The 14381-nt window shown below is 55.6% G+C and carries 13 protein-coding genes; 8 read left to right on the forward strand and 5 right to left on the reverse strand.

Translation table 11 applies throughout. The features are described from left to right. Positions 1 to 8 precede the first annotated feature (8 nt). Positions 9 to 1817 carry a GTPase gene (locus FFI90_RS01005; RefSeq protein WP_144775682.1) on the reverse strand — a complete coding sequence of 603 codons (1809 nt, stop codon included), beginning with the start codon at positions 1815 to 1817 and terminating at the stop codon, positions 9 to 11. Positions 1818 to 2042: 225 nt separating this feature from the next. Further along, the gene (gene epmB, locus FFI90_RS01010; RefSeq protein ID WP_144775683.1) at positions 2043 to 3092 is read right to left on the reverse strand and encodes an EF-P beta-lysylation protein EpmB; all 1050 of its coding nucleotides are present in this window, start codon (positions 3090 to 3092) and stop codon (positions 2043 to 2045) included. A 45-nt stretch (positions 3093 to 3137) separates the two neighbouring features. Here epmB and efp point away from each other — a divergent pair, with 45 nt between their 5' ends. Both efp and epmA read left to right on the forward strand, forming a co-directional pair. Next, complete coding sequence (efp, locus tag FFI90_RS01015) at positions 3138 to 3713, forward strand: elongation factor P (RefSeq protein ID WP_144775687.1); 576 nt, start codon at positions 3138 to 3140, stop codon at positions 3711 to 3713. 7 nt (positions 3714 to 3720) lie between these two features. Further along, positions 3721 to 4689, forward strand: coding sequence for an EF-P lysine aminoacylase EpmA (epmA, locus tag FFI90_RS01020; RefSeq protein WP_144775689.1), 969 nt, complete (start codon positions 3721 to 3723; stop codon positions 4687 to 4689). 242 nt (positions 4690 to 4931) lie between these two features. Here the strand turns inward: epmA and asd are convergent, their stop codons facing one another. Continuing rightward, positions 4932 to 5789, reverse strand: a complete 858-nt coding sequence (gene asd, locus FFI90_RS01025; protein WP_144775691.1) for an archaetidylserine decarboxylase — start codon at positions 5787 to 5789, stop codon at positions 4932 to 4934. A gap of 198 nt (positions 5790 to 5987) precedes the next feature. Between asd and motA the strand changes: the two genes are divergently transcribed. Next, the gene (gene motA, locus FFI90_RS01030; RefSeq protein ID WP_144775693.1) at positions 5988 to 6839 is read left to right on the forward strand and encodes a flagellar motor stator protein MotA; all 852 of its coding nucleotides are present in this window, start codon (positions 5988 to 5990) and stop codon (positions 6837 to 6839) included. 25 nt (positions 6840 to 6864) lie between these two features. After that, positions 6865 to 7824, forward strand: a complete 960-nt coding sequence (gene motB, locus FFI90_RS01035) for a flagellar motor protein MotB (RefSeq protein WP_144775694.1) — start codon at positions 6865 to 6867, stop codon at positions 7822 to 7824. An 18-nt stretch (positions 7825 to 7842) separates the two neighbouring features. Here the strand turns inward: motB and rsgA are convergent, their stop codons facing one another. Next, positions 7843 to 8898 (reverse strand): small ribosomal subunit biogenesis GTPase RsgA, encoded by a 1056-nt coding sequence (gene rsgA, locus FFI90_RS01040; protein ID WP_144775696.1) that lies wholly within the window; start codon positions 8896 to 8898, stop codon positions 7843 to 7845. Between the two features lie 257 nt (positions 8899 to 9155). On the opposite strand from rsgA, the gene orn reads away from it, so the two are divergent. Further along, on the forward strand, positions 9156 to 9698 hold the full coding sequence (gene orn, locus FFI90_RS01045) for an oligoribonuclease (protein ID WP_144775698.1): 543 nt from the start codon (positions 9156 to 9158) through the stop codon (positions 9696 to 9698). On the opposite strand, the gene queG is transcribed toward orn, so the two are convergent. After that, positions 9693 to 10772, reverse strand: coding sequence for a tRNA epoxyqueuosine(34) reductase QueG (queG, locus tag FFI90_RS01050; protein ID WP_144775700.1), 1080 nt, complete (start codon positions 10770 to 10772; stop codon positions 9693 to 9695). The genes orn and queG overlap by 6 nt on opposite strands. A 148-nt stretch (positions 10773 to 10920) precedes the next feature. Between queG and FFI90_RS01055 the strand changes: the two genes are divergently transcribed. From FFI90_RS01055 to FFI90_RS01065, 3 genes are all read left to right on the forward strand, one after another. Continuing rightward, the gene (locus tag FFI90_RS01055; protein WP_144775702.1) at positions 10921 to 12483 is read left to right on the forward strand and encodes an NAD(P)H-hydrate dehydratase; all 1563 of its coding nucleotides are present in this window, start codon (positions 10921 to 10923) and stop codon (positions 12481 to 12483) included. Continuing rightward, complete coding sequence (tsaE, locus tag FFI90_RS01060) at positions 12480 to 12977, forward strand: tRNA (adenosine(37)-N6)-threonylcarbamoyltransferase complex ATPase subunit type 1 TsaE (protein WP_144775704.1); 498 nt, start codon at positions 12480 to 12482, stop codon at positions 12975 to 12977. Before FFI90_RS01055 ends, tsaE begins: the two co-directional genes overlap by 4 nt. A gap of 61 nt (positions 12978 to 13038) precedes the next feature. Beyond that, on the forward strand, positions 13039 to 14379 hold the full coding sequence (locus FFI90_RS01065; protein ID WP_144777168.1) for an N-acetylmuramoyl-L-alanine amidase: 1341 nt from the start codon (positions 13039 to 13041) through the stop codon (positions 14377 to 14379). The last annotated feature ends 2 nt before the right edge of the window (positions 14380 to 14381 follow it).

The following is a 14381-nucleotide window of genomic DNA, read 5'->3' on the forward strand; positions in this document are numbered from 1 at the left end:
GGAGCTGCTCAGAGAGATGGCCACAGGGAATCGAAATCGTCTTCACTGGTAGCAAGTGATGGAGACGGAGATGCGGCAGTCGGCGCTGCCGTATTGTTGTGAAGCTTCAACTCGAACTGGCTGATGCTGCCAGTTGAAGAAACCTTCTTCAATAATTGGCCCTGTTCTTCTCTGCCATCTTGCAGTAAGGAGATCCGGCTGCCGGGCTGGAAGGGCAGCCGGGGCGTAATCAGGGTGGCAGACTGATTGACGACACTGATCTCCGGCAGCATCAGGCCGCGCAGGTACTCACTGCTGTTGCCGACTTTCTGGATCAGGCGCACACCGCAGGGTGAGCCGCTAGGTGCCAGAAGCTCGATGCCAATCTGAGTACTATGATTTTTGACCTGCCGGATCCAGCGAACAACGGCGACACTCCAGGGATGAGAGCGTTGCTCTCGTACTCCCAGTATCTCGCCTGCCTGCATCGACGGCGGAACATTGGTCTCCCACGAGACGCAGTAGCCACCTGGGCTGGTATTCACCAGTAGTGTTGTGTGGGATCTGGGACGGTTCTTGTCGGTCGCCGGCGCTGGCGTATTCCCGAAACTGCCACGAAAATTGATGGGTGTATCGGCGGAGTGCAAGTGTTCATCGCTTGGCGATGCGTCAGGTGCACCTGCCCAGGCATCTTCGCGTTTGCGGGATTTGCGGACAAAGACGTTTTCTTCGTTCTCATCTCCGTTTTCGTTGCCGGTCACGAACTCGGTAAACGACTTCTCACCCGCAATAAAATAATGCGCTGCGGAAAGCCCCACGCAGACTTCCAGGGAGCCCTGGCTAGCGATCCGGTTGAAGTTCCGCTTTGCCAGAATCCCGAGTGCCTGGCTCAGATGAGTGAGCAATGTGTCGTTGACATTGCCCGGTATTTTCAGAGTACCGGGTGCCGGAAGCTGGCGAAGCCGGGCATCGAGATTCTCAGAGATGGTGGCTGCCAGCTCGCGGGTGTCAAATCCGAAGCTTTCATCACCAGGCTTCGCTTCCAGAAGGCTTCTGTACACCGGGGAGCTGTCGCGCTCCATGTTGACAACGAAAAGAGTGTCTTGCCCTATATCAGGTCCACAGCGGGTTTGCTCAGTCCAGGATTCGAACAGCTCGTATGCGTGAAGCAGTTCTGACTGTCTGAGCTGATTTGGTCGGGCGCAGCCAAGAAGCAAAAGACGTTTGTAGCTGGCCGCCACAGTGCTTGTCTGCCTCTGCCTCAGAGTGTCGTCTTCAACGCTTATGTCAGAAAGTTTGTTGCGGTGGGCAAAGCGGAACATCCGGTGACATTCCAGCCAGCTTTGCGCCGGGCTCGGGCAATAGAGTTGGTGAGACCTCAGGATGGTCGAGGCTAGCTCGGAGGTAGCCCGATGGATGGCTGTAGCAATCAATTTGCGGTTTTTGTCCAACCCGCCATCGTCCAGCACTTCGAGGAGGCACAACTTGTAACCACTGGCCAGGTGCAGCTGGAGCGCTTGCGACAGATTGGCAATTTTACGTTGTTTTTCTGGCAGGGCCACTGCAAGGCCAAGGTAGTGGCGGGAAAGCTCGCTGCAGACGAAATGAATCTTTTCACGAATCAGCTCAAGGAACTGCAGGCGGTTCTGGGGTGCAAGAAACAGATGGTTGAGTTCAATAATCGCGTGGTAAAGCTGGCGAGACACCTCGCCAATATTGGCCATTGGAAGCTGGTTGATCCAGGCCCTGAACGCCTTGGGCGTTGTATCGCAGAACGACAGACTTGCTGTTTTCTGCTCCGGTACACGGAGATCTGGTTTGAGGATCATGCCTTCCATGAAAATACGCCAATATCAGAGCGAGGTTTCGTATTCCGGGCTCTCTCATCGAGCGCAACAAACATTGCTCGGTGTGTCAGTTCATCCGGAAAACACCGTAAATACATTTTTTTACAAAATAGACGGTACTGGACTTTAAAGTAGCAAGCCAGTCCAGAAAAGCGAGAAATTGACGTGTTGACAATGTTTCACATGTTAAATCAGGCCAGCTTTGCGTAAACACGATTAAAGCGCTTCCGAATACAGGTCTATGGGCGTCTTGGCTGCTCTTCCAGGAACCTCGCGGACAAGCCGTGGAACCAGAAATCCCGGTAGCCTCGACAGTAACTCGCGAACCAGTATGCGGGCCTCTTCATCGGACACGTCAAAGTGCTGAGCCCCCGCTACCGGGTCAAACGCATGAAGGTAGTAGGGCAGCACGCCGGCGTCGAACAGCGTCTCACTCAGTTGTTCCAGCACCTCTGCATCATCATTGACACCCCTGAGGATCACACTCTGGTTCAGCAGGGTTACTCCCGCTGCGCGAAGATAGCCCAGAGCACGTCGGGTAGTATGGTCCATCTCCGCAGGGTGATTGACGTGCAGTACCATTACAACCTGCACGGGCGTACTGCTGATCCATTTCAGCAGTGCATCGCACACTCGCTGCGGTATCACTATCGGGAGTCGGGTATGCAGTCGTATGCGGCGGATGTGAGGGATGCTGCTGATGGCTGATGCCCATTGGGCCAGCAGTTGGTCGTTCACGGCCAGCGGATCGCCGCCGCTGAAAATGACTTCATTGATTTCCGGGGATGCCGCAAGTGCATCCAGCACCCGCTGCCGGTCGGCCGGGCTGAGGCGCTGCTCGTCGTAGGGAAAGTGGCGGCGAAAACAGTAGCGGCAGTTAATCGCACACTGCCCGGTAACCATTAGCAGAGCCCTGCTGCGATACTTTCGAATCAGCCCCGTGGTTTGTATCGCGCCGTCTTCCTGCAACGGGTCTGTAACAAAGCCTTCGGCAACGTTAGTCTCAAGGCCCAGCGGAAGGACTTGTCGTAGCAATGGGTCTGAGGGGTTTCCCTTCTCCATTCGCGCCAGGAAAGGCTCGGGAACCCTGACAGGAAACAAACGATGGCCAGCCTCGGCGCCATCCAGCCACATCTCCGGAGGCAGGCCCAGCCGCGCCAGCAGTTCCCGTGGTGACGTTATCGAGTCGGAAAGCAGTTGTTGCCAGCTCCGGTTGTCATCGTCTGAAAGCCGGGCTTCTATAGTGGCGGGGGTTCGCTGTATCATAGCGGCCTTTGAATTTTAAACAGCATTTTGGCAGGTGGACATTTCATGGCTTCTTATTCTACCAACGAATTTCGCGGCGGTCTTAAAGTATTACTGGATGGCGACCCCTGCATTATTCTCGAGAACGAAATCGTAAAGCCCGGTAAGGGTCAGGCCTTTAACCGTGTCAGGCTACGCAACCTGATGAGCAACCGGGTATGGGAACGCACCTTCAAGTCTGGCGAAAGTCTCGAGGCGGCCGACGTGATGGACCAGGATATGGAATACCTCTACACCGACGGGGAATTCTGGCACTTCATGCTCACCGACGGGTCCTTCGAGCAATACGCGGCGGACGCAAAAGCCGTCGGCGACACCATCAAGTGGTTGAAAGAACAGGACGTATACACCGTTACTTTATACAACGGTGCGCCCTTGACAGTCACTCCGCCAAACTTTGTTGAGCTTGAAGTGGTCGAAACCGACCCGGGCATGAAAGGCGATACCGCCCAGGGTGGCTCCAAGCCGGCAACCCTGTCGACCGGTGCAGTTGTAAGTGTGCCACTGTTTATCACCATTGGCGAAGTACTCAAGGTCGACACCCGCTCTGGTGAATACATGAACCGGGTGAAAAGCAGCTGATCCAGGCATGAAAAATCAGCCTGACTGGCGGCCCACTGCGACCCTGGCAGCCCTGAAGAGCCGTGCACAACAATCAGCCTTTGTGCGCGGTTTTTTTGCCCAGCGCAATGTTATGGAAGTTGAAACCCCGGTACTTGGTCGCTGCGGCGTAACCGAGCCCAACCTCGACGGCATACCCGCAAAATCAACGGCTCAAGGCGTTGAGGGCGGCTGGCTGCAAACCTCCCCTGAATACCACATGAAGCGCCTGCTGGCCGCAGATTCTGGCTCCATTTACCAGATCTCAAAGGTCTTTCGCAATGGCGAACGCGGCAGCCGCCACAACCCCGAGTTTTCCATGCTGGAATGGTATCGCACGGGTTTTGACGATGAAGTTCTGATGACAGAAGTCGCCGACCTGGTATGCGGCTGGCTGGAATGCCCGCGGCCAAAGGCAACAAGCTATCGCCAGGCCATGATTGATTGGGCCGGTATTGACCCCTTTGTGGTAACAGAAAGCGACCTGCACCAACGCTGCCGGCAGTGGCTCGAACCCGAGCAGCTGCAAGACCTCAGCCGCGACGGCTGCCTCGACTTACTGATGGGCTTCGCCGTCGAGCCCAATCTGGGCACCGAAACCCCGGTATTCATCAACCAATACCCGGCCTCCCAAGCCTCACTGGCCAGAATCTCCAACGTTGACGGCTTCGACGTAGCCCATCGCTTCGAGCTCTATATAGACGGCCTGGAGTTATGCAACGGTTACTGGGAGCTCACCAACGCAGACGAACAGCGCGCCCGCTTCGAAGCAGATAACCGCCAGCGAAAAGCCGCTGGAAAAACCGAAATGGACGTTGATGAAGCCTTTTTGATGGCCCTGGAGCGCGGTTTGCCAGACTGCGCCGGCGTGGCTTTGGGTCTGGATCGCCTGTTAATGCTGAAAACAGGCACGCGTGATATTGCAGACGTGCTGGCATTCCCAATAGAGCGAGCTTAAAAGTTATACAAAAGACGGGGGCACTGTCGGAGACCTTACTCCGAAACCGTGCGAAGCCATGGGTGAAGAGCGACAAGCTCTTCACGGGTTGGCCATGGACGGCCAACCCAGGACTCTCACTGCGACGCAGGAGCATTAAGCAGTGGGAGGCGGAGCCGAGCGTACAGGGAAGTATTCACAGCGTGTTTCGGAGTAAGGTCTCCGGCAGTGCTGGACTCCGTTTCAGGCAGGCGAAAGCGCGATCAAGCGCCAACCTTACCAAACGCCTCGCCCATACGAACCCGTTTTCCCGCAATCTGCTCAGCATCCCAGCTTACACTGCCCTTGGGCATAACCATCACCACCGTAGAGCCCAAGCGAAAGCGCCCCATCTCCTCGCCTTTAGCAAACGAAATAGCACTCTCGCCTTCATAGGTGATCGCCTTCACGCCACTGCTGTTAGGCGCTACAACTCCAGCCCAGGGAGTCTCCACGCTGCCCACAATCATCGCGCCCACAAGGACCAGCGCCATAGGCCCGGCAGCCGTATCGAAAATACAAACGACCCGCTCATTGCGGGCGAACAAATTGGGAACATTCTCCGCAGTGGCCGGATTTACCGAAAACAGCTTGCCCGGAACGTAAACCATTTCCCGAAGCTTACCTGCCAACGGCATATGAATGCGGTGATAATCCTTTGGAGAGAGGTAAATCGTTGAAAATACGCCTTCATTGAAAGCTTCAGCTCGCTGTGTGTCGCCACCAAGCAGCTCAATCAGGCTGAACGACTGGCCCTTGGCCTGGAAAATCCGGTCACCGGAAACCTGCCCAAGCTGGCTGATGGCGCCGTCTACAGGGCTTACAAATGTGTTGTCTCCCTCGGCAACAGGGCGGATGCCAGGCTTCAGAGCCCGGGTAAAAAATTCATTAAAGCTGGGATACGCTGTTGGATCCGGCTCGGCGGCTTCGCTCATGTCCACGCCATAGCGCTTCACAAACCATTTAACGACCCGATTTTTAAGCGCCGGGTTTTGGTCGTTATCTGCCAGGCGACCGGCCAGGCGTGAAACCGCAAGTTGCGGCGTTACGTACTGGCTCAGGATAAACAGCTTGTCGAACATTTAAAGGAACCCTCTGCGCTCAAAGGCGGGAAGTTTACCAAATACTGCGACAAGAGTGTTGTGCAGCCGCTGGTATGTATAGAATTTGTTTCACGGTTTCGCGGATATTGCAGGGGCTTGCTATTATCAGACCGGAAAATGCGTGATCATGACCGGCACCGACCGCTACCTCAATAAAAAAAGGCGTACATTCTTCTCATGCTACTTATTATTGGCTCGATTATTGTCATTGCCAGCGTTCTTGGTGGGTATGTCCTCCATGGCGGCAACCTTATGGTGTTGTGGCAACCAACAGAGCTGCTCATTATCTTCGGCGCAGCCATCGGTTCGTTTGTTATTGCCAACCCGCTGCATACCGTGAAAGAAGTGTTTGCCGGCATTTTGCGCCTGCTGACCGGCTCCCCCTTCAACAAGTCCTATTACATGGACTTGCTGAGTATGCTCTATGAGATTTTTGATAAATCCCGCAAGCAGGGCGTCATGTCCATTGAGGAAGATATCGACAACCCCGAGTCCAGCCAGATTTTCAGCCGCTATCCGGCAATTATGAAATCAAAAGAACTGCTTGCCTTCATTACCGACTATCTGAGGATTATCAGCGCCGGAAATATGGCGACCCATGAACTTGAAGGCATGATGGAAAACGAAATTGACAGCCGCCAGCATGAACTTGAAGAGCCGGCACATGCTGTGAATAAAATTGCGGATGCCTTGCCGGGCCTTGGTATTGTGGCGGCGGTGCTTGGCATTGTTATCACCATGAACTTCCTGAGCGAAGGGCCCGAGCGCATTGGTCTGAGTGTGGCAGCGGCGCTGGTGGGAACCTTCCTGGGTATCTGGATGGGGTATGGCTTTGTGGGGCCCACCTCCATTGCCATGGAGCACGCCGCGAAATACGAACTCAAAGCCTACGAGTGCGTCAAATCCGCTATTGTTGCCACAGTGTCGGGGCAGGCACCCCAAATGGCCATCGAGTTTGGTAGAAAAGCCTTGCCCACAGATAAGCGCCCTGGGTTTCAGGAACTGAACGATCATGTGCGTGCCAAATAACACAGGCTGACCCCGGAGCGTACTTGTGGAACAGCAGCCGATAATCATCAAGCGTAAAAAGGTCATTGCCGCAGGCCACCATGGTGGCTCCTGGAAAGTGGCATTTGCCGACTTTGCGACGGCAATGATGGCGTTCTTTCTCGTGCTCTGGCTGACAGCAACCGCATCGCCGGAACAGATAAAAGCAGTGGAAGGCTATTTTCGCGACCCGGTTGGCTTCACTGAAGGCGGGTCTCCCAGCCCGGTGGATCTTGAAGGCAGCGCCTCCGTGGTTAACGAAGCCAGCCCGAACATTGAGTCCGGCCAGATTGAAATCAGCGACAACGTGGTGGACACCCTCTCGGAATCACTTGAACAGCGCCGCATGGAAGAGCTGTTTCAGGAATTGAAACAGCGAATAGAGGAGAACGAAACGCTGCAGGAGTTCAAAGAGCAGTTGCTGATCGACATTACTGACGAAGGCCTGCGAATCCAGATAGTCGACCGCTCCGGCCGCCCCATGTTCGATAGTGGCAAGGCAGAGCTGAAGTACTACTCGCAGGAAATCCTTTTCGAACTGGCAAAAACGCTCGGCTCAGTGGATAACAGGCTAAGCATCACGGGCCATACCGATGCCACACCATTTGGCGGTCGCCCGGGATATACCAACTGGGAACTGTCGGCAGACCGCGCCAACACGGCCCGCCGTGCCCTTGTTGCCGGCGGAGTGCGCGCCCAGCAGATTGCAAGAGTGGTGGGGCTGAGTGATTCCGTGCTGTTTGATCAGGACGAACCCACGGCGCCCGTGAATCGCAGAATTTCAATCATCGTGCTCAACAAAAAAACCGTGAACAGTATCCACAGCAGCGCCAGCGCCCAAGGCGCTCCGTTGATTGATCTTACGGTGCCTTCTGAAGAAGAGCAGAAAGAAGCCATGGAAAACCTTGAAAGCGGCGACTGGCTAAAGGAAAGCGCCAAGCCTGCTCCGGGTGAACTGAACTGGTAGGCTGTGGAGCGTAGACGTTCAGTCGGCTTTCAATCCCCGGGATTGCTGTTCCGCCATATCCTGAAGAATGCGGTGAAAGCTTCGCCGCCGCTGCGGACTCAACTTGCCCGCTTCAGCCGCAGCATCAATGGCGCACCCGGGGTCACCCATGTGCCGGCAGTTACGGAACTTGCAGTAGCCGATCACCTCGCGAATCTCACGAAACCCATACTCGATTTCCTGTGGTGTCATGTGCCACAAACCAAACTCCCGGATACCCGGCGAATCAATCAGATCGCCACCCATAGGCAGGTGGAAGAGCTTCGCCGTCGTGGTGGTATGAACGCCCTTGCCGGTGCTTTCAGAAACCGCACCCACACGAATCGCCTCATCCGGCATCAGCGTCTGGATAATCGACGACTTGCCAACCCCTGACTGCCCCACAAAGGCACTGGTTTTGTCCTTCACCAACGCCTCAACTTCCGGCGAAGGTCCACCATCGAATTGCACCGCTGACGTGCGCACAATCTCATAACCCAGCTCCGCATAGCGCGCCAGCAGAGCATCAATCTGCTCCCGGTTTTGATCGGTGATCAGATCGGTTTTGTTCAACAGAATAACGGCAGGAATATCCGTAATCTCAGAGGCCACCAGATACCGGTCAATCAGATTGTCATGGGGCTCCGGCTCCGGCGCGATCACCAGAATAATGTGATCAATATTCGCCGCCACAGGCTTCACCGCACCAAAATTATCCGGCCGCTGCAGCAGATTCTCACGCTCACAGCGGGCAACAATCACACCCGTTTCATTCTTGCCAGGCCGCCAGACAACCCGATCACCCGTCACCAGGCTATCAATATTCGCCCGAACAAAGCAGCGCACAACATCGCCTTTGCGGTCACCCTCCAAGGCTTCCACATCAAGCTGTTGCCCGTAGTGGGCAATAATCAACCCTTCCTGCTCAGGCCCCAGTTCACCGGCTTCAGCCTGCGCCTGAACCGACTTCTCCTTGCGAGCTGCGCGGGCCGCACGTTCCTCCTGAACCTTCTTGATCCGGAATTGCTGTTGCTTGTTCAGTTGCCGTTTTGCCATAGGGTCTCAGTTAACACGGATGAAAGTGGTGACGTTGCTGTGCCATCATACGGTAATAAAGCCTGATCGGCTTTAATCTGGCTGGTTCATGCGTGATATAACACCAAATTACGGGGTGGGGCTGCCTTTCACCTACCGGGAATGTCGGAGGCCATGGATGGCCGGAGTCAAGTGCACAGGGATGTGCTTGTAGCGGTTCCCGGTAGGTGAAAGGCAGCCCCACCCACCACCGATGTTTGATGAATGAGGAAAGCAGAATGTCTGCAGGCACCCATCTGGTATGGATTGATCTGGAAATGACCGGCCTTGATCCGGAAAAAGAACGCATCATCGAAATGGCCACCATCATCACCGATTCAGAACTGAATCTGGTGGCTGAAGGCCCGGTTGTCGCGATTAATCAACCCGATAGCCTGCTCGACGCCATGGACGAATGGTGCACCCGGACCCACGGCGAAAGCGGCCTCACCAAACGCGTCCGCGAAAGCAAAGTCTCAGAAGCCGAAGCCGAACAGCAAACCCTCGCCTTCCTCAAAGAATACATGGAAAAAGGCGAATCCCCCCTGTGCGGCAACAGCATCGGCCAGGATCGCCGCTTCCTCGTGAAATACATGCCCGAACTGGAAGACTTCTTCCACTACCGCAACCTTGACGTCTCCACCGTAAAAGAGCTGGCCCGCCGCTGGCGCCCGGATGTGCTGGAAGGCGTAAAGAAACAAGGCAGTCACCTGGCACTGGACGACATTCGCGATTCAATCAACGAACTGCGCCACTACCGCGAGCACTTTTTCAAACTATAAACCGTGTTGCGCCAAAGCCCACTGAACATGCTCGCGGACCATATCCGAAGGATAGTTCGCGCGCTGTTTAAGAGCTTCAATGACCGGAATCGTCGAAGGCGCGTTACCCAGCCCAACCGCCAGATTGCGCAACCACCCCTCATATCCCGTACGACGAATAGCTGAGCCCTCCGTTCGCTTCAGAAATTGCTCTTCAGTCCACAAAAACAGCTCTGCCAGAGAACTGTTATTCAAGCCGTGCCTGGGTTGAAAGTCATCCTCATGGGTGGGTTTTTGAAACTTCTGCCAGGGGCAAACGAGCTGACAGTCATCGCAGCCAAACACCCGGTTGCCCATTAAAGGGCGCAATTCCTCCGGAATACTGCCTTTGAGCTCAATGGTGAGGTAACTGATGCAGCGCCTGGCATCCAGATTGCGTGGCCCAACAAAAGCATCGGTCGGGCACATGTCCAGACAGGCGGAACAACTGCCGCAGTGGTCGGTTTCAAAGGCGGGGTCGACTGGCAAGGGCGCACTGGTGAATATTTCACCAAGAAAAAAGAAGGAACCTGCCTTCGGGTGTATCAGCATATTATTCTTGCCTATCCAGCCCAAGCCAGCCCTCTGTGCGAGTGCTCGCTCCAGCACAGGAGCGCTGTCTACAAAGGCCCGGTGATCATATCCGCTTACCGCATCGTCAATCTTCTTCGCCAGAGTTGCCAGCCGCTTCCGGATCAGTTTGTGATAGTCACGGCCAAGAGCGTAGCGAGTGACGTAGGCGTTTTCCCGGTTAGTGAGCGCTTCTTTCGGGCTGTCAGGCGTGGGCATGTAATCCATGCGTACAGATATAACACGAGTTGTGCCCGGCACCAGCGACTTCGGGGTATAGCGTTTGTCCCCGTGGTGGGCCATATACGCCATCTCGCCTTGATATCCCTTGTCCAGCCAATCCTGCAGGTGCCGGGCATGTTCACCGGTATCTGCCGTCGTGATGCCAGCATCCGAAAATCCGAGATCTCTGGACCATTGTCGGATAAGTGCCGGTAAATCAGCCAGTTCCGGTGCTGAAGGTGTGTCAGTGTCAGTCTTGCTCATAGATACCGTTGTTTATACCCAGCTTTTAAAGCGGGAGGGTACGGAGATTTAATTTGATTAAGTTATGACCTTTCCCAAGGTTTTGCTATGCTTTACAGGTAGCTGGCCAATTTTCTTAAACCGGTTTCTGTAACGGGAGCAAAGGCTCATGCCACAGCACGCTGGAGGCAGTTTATCAGATGCGCTGTTTTCCGCCGATTCTGTGCGTCGCATTGATCAATATGTAATTGAACAACAGGGCGTTGACGGTTTTGAGCTGATGCAGTCTGCAGCCCGCGCGGCATTTCGCCGGCTGGTTGTGCGCTGGCCTGGTGTGAGCCCCTTGCTGGTCTTGTGTGGAGCAGGAAATAACGGTGGCGATGGGTATTTGATAGCGGCAAATGCCGTTCGGCACGGTTTTACTGTGCACTGCGTTGCGGTTGCTCCCACGGAGAAATTGGACGGAGATGCCCGAAAAGCCTGGCAAAAGGCTGTCGCGGATGGTGTAAAGGTTCTGGAATTGGCGGATATCGGCGAGCCAGAGCTGGAGCGGTTGTTTGAGACTGCAGAGCTGATTGTTGACGCAATGCTTGGAACCGGTGCCTCCGGTGCGCCCAGAGAGCCATTTGCGGCAGTGATTGCACAGTGCAACCGTTCCGGGCTTCCTGTGCTGGCGGTGGATGTGCCCTCCGGGCTGAACGCCACCACCGGTGCTGTTAAGGGCGAGGCGGTGCGGGCTGCCATGACGGTCACGTTTACCGGTCGCAAGGCTGGCCTGTATACCGGGCAGGGCGCGGCAATGTGTGGTGACGTGGTTTTTGAAGCGCTCAATGTGAGTGCCAGCGTCGCTGATAGCGGCGAGAGCCCGTTAGCCATGCTTCGGCGCTGGCCTACCGTTCGCGACTGGTTGCCCGTTCGTCCGGCAAACGCTCACAAGGGTCGCTTTGGACATGTTCTGGTGGTGGCCGGAGACCGGGGGTTTGGCGGTGCCGGATTGCTGACCGCAGAAGCTGCAGCGCGTTCAGGTGCCGGGTTGGTTTCACTGGCAACGCGCCCTGAGCACATGACGGCGGCCTTGGCGCGGTGCCCTTCGATCATGGTTCACGGCCTGATTCATGGCTCGGAACTGCCAGCACTGCTGAACGCCGCAACGGTAGTGGTATGTGGGCCGGGTTTGGGGCAGAGCGCCTGGGGCCAGCAAATGCTGCAGCAGGTGGTTGAAAGCGGTAAGCCTCGTGTTCTGGATGCCGATGCCCTGAATCTGCTTGCGTCCCGAGTCGCAATGCCGGCCAGTAATCAGATTTTGACGCCGCATCCGGGGGAAGCAGCAAGGTTGCTGAATTGCCTGGTTCCGGAGATAGAAGCGGATCGTATGGCGGCAGCTAACAAGCTGCAGTCCCTCTACGGTGGTGTGATCTTGCTCAAGGGGGCAGGGACGATTATCGCATCGGGCTTGGACGTTGTAGATGTTGCCGGCGGCAGTAATCCGGGGATGGCGACAGGTGGCATGGGAGATGTGTTGTCAGGAATCGTCGGAGCACTTTATGCCCAGTTGACGGGTTCACCTGTCCATGCTGCCGTTTTGGGAGCTGTGGTGCATCTTGAAGCCGCCTGCAGAGCCTCGGCTGACAAGGGGTATATGGGATTGATACCCACGGACGTAATCGATGCACTGCCGCAAGTTTTCCGGGAAGCAGAGCCGGTCAGCAACGGCAGCGAGGAGGAGGAATGAGCATTTTCGGGAACGAGCGCAGGCTGTTTCTGAAAGACGAGGCCGAGACCGAAAGCCTGGGTCGTGAGCTGGCTCGTCTGGCAAAAGAGTCAGACCAGGGGCTGACGATATTTCTCGAAGGCGATCTTGGAATGGGTAAGACCACTCTCAGCCGAGGTGTTATCAGAGGTCTGGGGCATGAGGGTGCGGTGAAGAGCCCCACTTACACGCTTGTTGAGCCATACGAAGACTTGGCCCCGCCGACCTATCATTTCGATTTGTACCGGCTGGGCGACCCTGAAGAGTTGGAATACATGGGTATCAGGGATTACTTCAATGGCCAGAGCATTTGTCTTATTGAATGGCCCGAACGTGGTGAAGGGCTTTTGCCGCAACCGGATCTCGAAATCCACCTTGAACATCAGGGCGAAGGCCGTTCGGCAGTTGTCCGGGCGCGTTCTGAATTGGGCGCGTCACTTTTGAATGAACTGGAACTGATCGGGCCGGGCCATTGATTGGCCGAAACCGGATAAACAGGCAAGCCGTATGAAAAGACTCGAGCTGACAATGAAAACAATGACAACCCTGGTGTCCCTGATGGCATTGTGGTTGCTGACGGTAACCATGCCGGCTCACGCTGGCACTGAAGTTGAGGGGATCCGCATCTGGCCGGCGCCAGATCATACCCGCCTGGTACTGGATACCGAGGGCAAGGTCGATCACAACATGTTCGCCCTGACTAACCCGTCGCGCCTGGTGATTGATCTGAAAAACACCCGACTGAAAACGGACTTTGCGAAACTTGACCTGACAGGCAGTCCTGTAAAGCGCATCCGCAGTGCGACGCGTAACGGTACCGATCTGCGAGTGGTTCTTGATCTTGCCAGCGATATCAAGCCCAGGAGCTTTCAGCTGGAGCCCAATCAGCAGTATGGGCATCGCCTTGTACTTGATCTTATTGATGAAAGTGGCAGCCGGCTGGAAAAAGCCACCAAGCCAACGGTAACCCACAACTCAGCCGGCAAGCGCGACGTGATCGTGGTTATTGATGCGGGCCACGGTGGAGAAGATCCGGGAGCCATCGGTCCAAGGGGTACGCGGGAAAAAGATGTCGTCCTGAAAATGGCTCATATTCTTGAGGATATGATCAATAAACAGCCGGGCTATACCGCCAAGCTTACCCGTACTGGAGACTACTATATCGGGCTGCGGAATCGCACCATTCTGGCCCGCAAATACAGCGCCGATCTTTTTATATCGATGCATGCCGACGCGTTCCGGACCCCTCAGCCTAAAGGCGCTTCAGTGTTTGCGCTGTCTCAGCGTGGTGCAACCAGTGAAACCGCGCGCTGGCTCGCGCAGAGTGAAAATCGCTCCGACCTTATCGGTGGAACGGGAGGTGTCTCTCTCGATGGGCGCGACGACATGCTGGCGGGCGTATTGCTTGACCTGTCCATGACGGCCAGTATTAACGCCAGCCTGGGTGTGGGCAGCTCCATACTTGGCAAGCTTAACGGTGTGGCTCATTTGCATAAACCTGGCGTGGAGCAGGCGGCATTCGCAGTGCTCAAATCACCGGATATCCCCTCTATCCTTGTAGAGGCCGGGTTCATCTCCAACCCCCAGGAAGAGAAAAACCTGTCGACGGACTGGTATCGCCGCAAACTGGCTGGCGCCATCATGAACGGTGTTGATGAGTACTTCCGTAAAACGCCGCCACCAGGCACCTTGCTGGCGTGGCAAAAACAGAATCGTCAGGGTGGTGGTCGCGTCAGCCAGTACAGGGTGCAGAGCGGCGATACGCTCTCAGGGGTGGCTCGGGAAAACCAGACCACCGTCAGTGAGCTGATGCAATTTAACGGGCTGAGGAACGACCGTGTTATGGTAGGGCAAACCATTCGTATTCCCTCATCCTGAAC

It is taken from the genome of Marinobacter maritimus (genome assembly GCF_007671675.1).
Classification (GTDB): domain Bacteria; phylum Pseudomonadota; class Gammaproteobacteria; order Pseudomonadales; family Oleiphilaceae; genus Marinobacter; species Marinobacter maritimus.

What these genes read in the sequence shown, in the direction of transcription:
- efp (WP_144775687.1), top strand. Translation starts at nt 3,138, where the DNA reads ATGGCTTCTTATTCTACCAACGAATTTCGCGGCGGTCTTAAAGTATTA.
- epmB (WP_144775683.1), bottom strand. Translation starts at nt 3,092, where the DNA reads ATGATACAGCGAACCCCCGCCACTATAGAAGCCCGGCTTTCAGACGAT.
- rsgA (WP_144775696.1), bottom strand. Translation starts at nt 8,898, where the DNA reads ATGGCAAAACGGCAACTGAACAAGCAACAGCAATTCCGGATCAAGAAG.
- FFI90_RS01065 (WP_144777168.1), top strand. Translation starts at nt 13,039, where the DNA reads ATGACAACCCTGGTGTCCCTGATGGCATTGTGGTTGCTGACGGTAACC.
- epmA (WP_144775689.1), top strand. Translation starts at nt 3,721, where the DNA reads ATGAAAAATCAGCCTGACTGGCGGCCCACTGCGACCCTGGCAGCCCTG.
- tsaE (WP_144775704.1), top strand. Translation starts at nt 12,480, where the DNA reads ATGAGCATTTTCGGGAACGAGCGCAGGCTGTTTCTGAAAGACGAGGCC.
- FFI90_RS01005 (WP_144775682.1), bottom strand. Translation starts at nt 1,817, where the DNA reads ATGGAAGGCATGATCCTCAAACCAGATCTCCGTGTACCGGAGCAGAAA.
- orn (WP_144775698.1), top strand. Translation starts at nt 9,156, where the DNA reads ATGTCTGCAGGCACCCATCTGGTATGGATTGATCTGGAAATGACCGGC.
- queG (WP_144775700.1), bottom strand. Translation starts at nt 10,772, where the DNA reads ATGAGCAAGACTGACACTGACACACCTTCAGCACCGGAACTGGCTGAT.
- motA (WP_144775693.1), top strand. Translation starts at nt 5,988, where the DNA reads ATGCTACTTATTATTGGCTCGATTATTGTCATTGCCAGCGTTCTTGGT.
- FFI90_RS01055 (WP_144775702.1), top strand. Translation starts at nt 10,921, where the DNA reads ATGCCACAGCACGCTGGAGGCAGTTTATCAGATGCGCTGTTTTCCGCC.
- asd (WP_144775691.1), bottom strand. Translation starts at nt 5,789, where the DNA reads ATGTTCGACAAGCTGTTTATCCTGAGCCAGTACGTAACGCCGCAACTT.